The 6,621-nt window shown below is 53.6% G+C and carries 3 protein-coding genes; all 3 read right to left on the reverse strand.

Going from position 1 to position 6,621, the window contains the following annotated elements; all coding sequences use genetic code 11:
• A partial coding sequence (locus tag VF260_07335; GenBank protein HEX7056996.1) for a cadherin-like beta sandwich domain-containing protein occupies positions 1 to 3,953 on the reverse strand: 3,953 nt, incomplete at its 3' end.
• A gap of 75 nt (positions 3,954 to 4,028) precedes the next feature.
• A complete protein-coding gene (locus VF260_07340; GenBank protein HEX7056997.1) occupies positions 4,029 to 4,727 on the reverse strand; it encodes a response regulator transcription factor in 699 nt (232 codons plus the stop codon).
• Positions 4,728 to 4,742: 15 nt separating this feature from the next.
• The coding region (locus tag VF260_07345; GenBank protein HEX7056998.1) for a sensor histidine kinase at positions 4,743 to 6,621 on the reverse strand (1,879 nt) is incomplete at its 5' end.

Here is a 6,621-nt window from a genome sequence, read left to right on the forward strand (position 1 = left end):
GTAAAATCGAAAATTGCGACCGACGCGCCGGCTTGTCTCTCCGCATCGTATTGCGCAACATTGGCTGAAATTGTGATCGAACCGGCGTTATTCGGCACATCCACCGTGTAGGCAGTCGTGTTGGGATTGAAATTTTGGATGTTGGTCGCGCAACCGTTGCAGGATAAGCTGGCCAGATCAGCGTTATGCGCCGCACCGCGGTAATCGACCATCACTTTGTAAGTTTTGGTCGTCCCATCTTCGGCTACGGCCAGAATGGAAACTTCGTTCATTCCTTCGACCAATCTCACATCGTAGGTTCCCTGATCGTTAAATTCGCCATTGACGAACACTCTGGCTCTTGGGTCTTCCGGCGTCGGGGTGATTCGCAAATCCTGCCAGTTGGCCGTTGCCGTGTAATTGGTCACGGACTTCTGGAAAGCCGGCGATAAAGAAACCGCACCGCCCGGATCCGATAATTGCAATCCGCTTAAATTGGCATTTGTGGAAGCATTCGCATCCGGCATGATCAGCAAATAAGGCATCCGGTTCCAGTACCCTTCGGGAATTTGCTGCCAATACACTAATGGAATAGTTGAGTTAGCTTTCGGCTGCAAGCTCCCCCATTCTCCGCCCGTAAAATCAGCCGAGCCATAACAACGGATGAACTGATCGATGATGTTTGGATTCGGATCGTAAGTGCCCGCAAACTGAAAAGGCTGAGTGCTATTAACGATTCTCAATTTCTGCACCGTCTTATTCGGATCGAACGGCTGATTAAGTACGGCACCGCCTGTTACGTCCAGCCTCGTTAACTTCTGCACGGGAATGCGCGTAACAATGACGAGATATTCATTCGTCTGCACTTCGTCTTCAGCCGTCACCTTGATCCGGATCTGGTTATCGCCGTAAGCGAGCGGAACCCGGAACGCACTGCCGCTCGTAACAGGGTTGCCGTTGACCGTAATTGTGCTGCCTTTCATTAATTGCGCTTCCGGGATTACGTCGATTGAGGTCACATTGGCCGGAACTCTCTTCATGTAATTCATGATGAGATGGCTAAATTGAATGCCGGAAAAATAATTGCTGCCGCCCACCGTCAAATTTTCCAAAATCGCTTCAGAAGACTTCTTCCTAACGATCTGCAGCGTATACGCGCTTTCCTTGACGCCCCCTGAAACAGTCCCGTCCACCGCTGATACGACAATCGAATAAGTGTTGACTCCCGGCAGCAGGAAAAGGCCCATCGTTTTTGTAGAGGCGCCGTTGATAGTCATGGCGGCAAACGGATTTTCGGTTTCCGCGGTTACGCCAACATAGTTTACATCTTCATCCACCTGATAGGTGAACGTTGTATCGGCGCCAATCGGAAAAACGTATTCAGAGCCAAGCCCTACGGGGATTGCCAACTTCAACGACTTCAGCTTCGTATTCGACTTGCGCTGCGTTTCAATATAATAGGTTTGCGTTTGCGAACCGTCTGACGACGTCACTTTAATTTCTACCAGGTTGGTGCCTGACGGGTTCAAGTTTGTGGGCGTCGGCGCCCCGCTCACGCGGGCCGTTCCACTGATCGTCAATTGCGCCGCGGCATCGCTCGTTGTCGCAATCACATCGAAAGTGGGCGCGTCATACTCATAGGGGATTTCGGCAGTGTAATAAAATGTGGTCGGCGAGAACGCCTCTTTCAAGGACAGGCCGGGACCGACCGCCAAATTTTGCAAATACGCGTCGCCCGATTCGGGGACATGAAGCACATGCCGCGGCCGCGCGCCGTCCATTTCCGATAATTCCAAACTTATCATTGTCTTGCTGGTGCTCAATCCTCCGGTTGCCGATAACTCGACGCCTTCGCCAAGGCTGAGGCCTGCCGCCAAATCGCCGGAAACATCAAACCCGACAACGGCATGCCCATCCGCTTCCGGCTCATCAAGCGCGCCGACGCTCGCCAGCATCAGCAGCATTTCCAGATTGGTATGCGCATACAAAGAGGCGCCCACGCCGATCTCCATCTCCGCCTCGACGCCGATCGAACCGTTCGCGCCAAGCCCTGTGCGCATCCCGACCACAACCTCGTCGCGCACGTCTTTTTGCAATTGGTTCAACGTATTCACGATGTTTTGCGCTTCGAACGGCGCCAGCGAACCGGAAGCGGCAGAATCGACGATGGCATCCATGACATCGCCCGTGCCGACCAGCCCGACGGCCAGCAAATCCATCAGCGCTCTCACGGGAAAATCGGCATAAGCCTGAATAACCGGGATAAGCGGCGCTGCCGTTACCGTAATGATCGTATCATCCGGGACATCCCCGAACGCGTCGGCATCATAAGTCGGCGGGGTCATATCCTGGTACATTTTTTCTTTTAGCGTACGCGGGAAAAGCGCAATCAAACCGTTTGCGACATCGGTCCAGAACGTCGCATCAAAGGCATTGCTAACAGCCGTGCCAAGCGGTACCGTGGCGCCGAACGTATAGATCTCAATCGAGCTTTGGGTATCCGCGGGGCTGCCAGGGGTACCCGTTCCAAGCAAATTTACGGTGAATTTCGTTTCCAGCGAGGCATCGCCAAGCATTTCGCCGAGCGAAGCTTCGATCGCCGGTTTGACTTCGTTGTTCCACGCATTGTCGAGTGCCGTTTGCGCCGTCAAGGCTATGTCATTGCCGGGTTGTCCGGCCAAAGCGGCCGAGCTCATTTGCAGGAAGCTGCCGCCCACTGTCGTTGCCGCTATCAGGTAGCTTTGCAATACTACGCCCGATAGATTGACAAGGCTATCGACCGGGAATTGGCAGCTGAGCGCACCGGTTGCGGCGGCGAGCGGCCAGACCGTGTCCGCCGCCCCGATTCCCAGCGAGCCGGTCAGATCGGCGCCGATTGTCACCGAACCGATCGCCCCCGGTTCGCCGGCGTTGTATAAACGGACGAAATCCAATGCGTCCATCAGGACGGTCGCGGCATCTTCCGGCTTCAACGAAACACGTCCGTTGTTTATGATAACCTCATCGGCGAGCGAATTTAACGCTCCCATCATCCGGTTGGTGATCCCGCTAACGAGCCGTGACGCATGCCCGGTCGAAACTTCGATCGAAAGCGAGACGGAAGCCTCGCCTTCCAACGTCACTTCCGCATCGAACGTTGCCGCCAAACCAAGGGAGAATTCCGCGGAGATCATCTCGTTCTTTAAGGCGCCGATTTCAAACTTGAAGTACTTGTCGTTGACCAGCGGCGCGTATCCGACCGCCGAGAAAGTGGGCGAGGTCAACGCCAGCGGCAACGAGGTATAAATGTACCCGTATCCGTCCAGCGTCACATCAAGGAAAGCGGTCGGCACATTGCCTTGATTTTGCAGGTTGTCCGCCTTTCCGCCGCACAGGTTCTCCTCGTTGGAGACGCCAAACAATGCGGCGGCATCGCCCTGATGCAACCAAACACAAATACCGATTTGCGCGCCTTGCTTTTTCGCCCATACTCTGCCCGCGTCGCCGGGAAGATCAAAGCCGAAGTTTACATCAACCGGCGCCAGTTGCAAAAGGCCAAACGCCTGCGAAGCGTCGCCCGTCGACAAAATTTGCACCAGCTGATCGCTTTTTTCCTTCTGCTGAACGGTTGGCATACCGGCGGCAAACTCCGGAAGCGGGCAATCCGGGGGATTGATCGCGTCAAAATTTCCCTTGATCAACCGGTCCGGCAGCTTCCTGTAATGCATCATTTCGCAAACCAGAAATTTCGCCGTTTCCCGCGTATGCGTCAGCGCATCTTTCCCTGCCCGCACCAGCGGATTCGTTCTTCGCATCATATTTTCGACATAATCCCGATACGTGTCAATCGGCAGCATATCCAGCACTTGCCGGCCGATTTCGTTTGCCGCATCGAGCGGATTGGGCAACGCCTCCGCCGGTTTGGGCGGAATGAAGGCGACCAATTGCAGCGCAACCAGAATGCCTGCCAAATATCGTATTATTTTTCTCATCATCGCACGACTCGCTCCTTGCTTGCACTCATTTGGATTTCATCGTAGCAAACAAAGATAAAGTCTGGATAAAGTGCGTTAATTTTGTCGCTTCATTTCGAATTTATAGCCGAATCCGCGCACGGTCTTTATGTATGTTGGGTTCGCCGGGTCGGTTTCAATTTTTTTGCGCAGATTACTGATATGCACGATGACGGTCCATTCGCCGCTTTCCTTTTCCCAGCCCCAAATCCGCTCATACAATTCCGCCACACTAAATACGCGGTTCGGATGTTTGGCCAGATAGAGCAGCAACTGCAATTCTTTGGCGGGCAGGTTGACAATCTCGCCGTTTGCCCGCACGATACAGCCGGAAAAATCAATTTGCAGCCCCGGCAAATCGACGGTGTGCATTTCGGAGCGCGCCACACGGCGTAACAACGCCTTAATTCGGGCCAGCAAAATATGCGGATCAAACGGCTTGGTCACATAATCGTCGCCGCCCGCATCAAGCCCGTTCAGAATATAATCGGCATCTTTGTGGTAGCTGACAAAAAGAATCGGCACGGCTGAGGATTCCCGGATCGTCCGGCAAAACTCCATCCCGGTCATATCAGGCAGCGTCACGTCCAGGAGGACAAGATCGGGCCCTTCCCGGCGGAAAAATTCCAGCGCCTGCCGCCCGCACCCGGCAATCGTCGGAACGCAGCCTTCCTTGCGCAAGTACAATGAAATGATTTCGCAAATATCGTTATCGTCTTCGACGATCAATATTTTCGCTCCGTTCAATTCAGCCAACCGCGGCGCCTCCCTTCAAACCGTACGCTTTGCCCCGATTTCTCCTTCCGGATGATGGACGGGCAAACGAAAATAAAACGTGCTGCCCGCCCCCACCGCGCTTTCCACACCGATTTTTCCATCATGCCTTTCGATAATTTCCTTGGCAATCGCCAACCCCAGTCCTTCCCCCGCTTCGGCATGAAGTTCGCCGCGATAGAAACGTTCAAAGACATGCGGCAGCTCGCTTTCGGCAATGCCCGGCCCGGTATCGCGGACGGATACGGTTACCCCGGCATCGTCCGCCTCGCATTGAACCGTAATCGTCCCTTCTGCCGGAGTGAATTTGGCGGCATTATACAGCAAATTCACAAACACTTGCTCGATCCGCTTCGGATCGATGCGGACAAGCGGGTCGCTCATCGCCGCGGCAGCTTCTAACTCGTTAAGCGCGAAGATGAACCCGATCCCTTTTGCGGTCAAATCGAGTTCGTATTTATTGCACAACTGACGAATAAACGTAACAAGCCGGACTGATTCGCAATGAAACTGAATTTGCCGCGACTCCAAACGGGCCAATTCGAAGAGGTCCTGAATCATGTGATCCAGATACTCCACCTTATCCCGCATCACTTGAAAATATTTTGCCGAATCCTGGCGCGCCAGTCCGTCTTCGATCACTTGCAAATAACCGCGCAACGAGGCAAGCGGATTGCCCATATCGTGCGTGATATTCGCGAGCAGCCGGCGGCGCGATTCCTCGATTTGCTTCAGCCTGGCGTTTGCTTCGTTCAGGTTCGCGTTTGCTTGCACAAGCTCTTCGGTACGTTCACGTATACTGTCTTCGAGCGTCAGATTGACCCGCCGCAATTCCGCCGACAGCGACTCGATCCGGACAAAAGAACGGGAAAATTTCAGCGAGATATTGACCGATTGCGCAAACAGATAGGCAAACATGCCAAGCGGCGACAAGTCAACCGACCGGATCAACCGTTCATACATCAAAATATCGTTCAACACGGCGAAAAAGATGATAACCAACCCGCAAAGGTGGATCAACGCGCCTTCCCTTTTTCGTACAATTGCCAACGCCAAAACGGCCATCACAACGGACAAATCGCTTATGAGCAACAATTCCTGAACGATCATCGCTTTCGTGTAAACGATCGCCGGAAAAACGACGACAAAACCGATAAACACGCCTTCGCCGGAAAGCAGCAAATTTCTCAGCAAACGCGGCAACTCTCGGGGGAACTGCGAGTGGATAAAAGCGATCAGGAAAAATGCGGCCGAATTCGCCGAAATATATTCCGTCTTGGTCGCCAAATCCCACGGTATCGCCGGGAAAAAATGAACCGCGTACGTATCGCCGACAAAAAGCGCCCTGATTCCAACCGAAAAGCACAAACAGGCAAAATAGAGCGGACCGCGGTCCGAGCGGCGGGGGAGAAAAAGGAACAAATGGTAGAGCCCCATCACGAACAAACCGGTAAAAAAAACAAGTGTCGTCGTCAGCCGCAATTCCCGGTCATGCGCGATCTGGTCGGATTCACCCAATTGGATATTTTGCCACAGACCGCCTTTGCGCTGGACAAAATTGGACACTTGCAAAACCAACTCCAGCGTAGTGCCGGACGCGCGTATCGGAACGATTTGGGCAACATTACGCGGGATCATTCGCTCTTTGTTTTCACCGACAACCCCGTTAACTGCCGCCTCCTTGCCATTGATCCACAGCCGGTAAGCCGTCGCCACGCTCGGCATATACAGCGACAACGCCCGGTGCGCGTCCGTTTCGCTCAAATGTATGACAATCCGGTATGTGGCATATCCTTGATTGGATAACCGGCGTCCGTTGATCCGATAATCGCTCCAAATACCCGGTACATCGACCAAAGCAGGCTTTGGAACATCA

Source organism: Bacilli bacterium (assembly GCA_036381315.1).
GTDB lineage: Bacteria > Bacillota > Bacilli > Paenibacillales > KCTC-25726 > DASVDB01.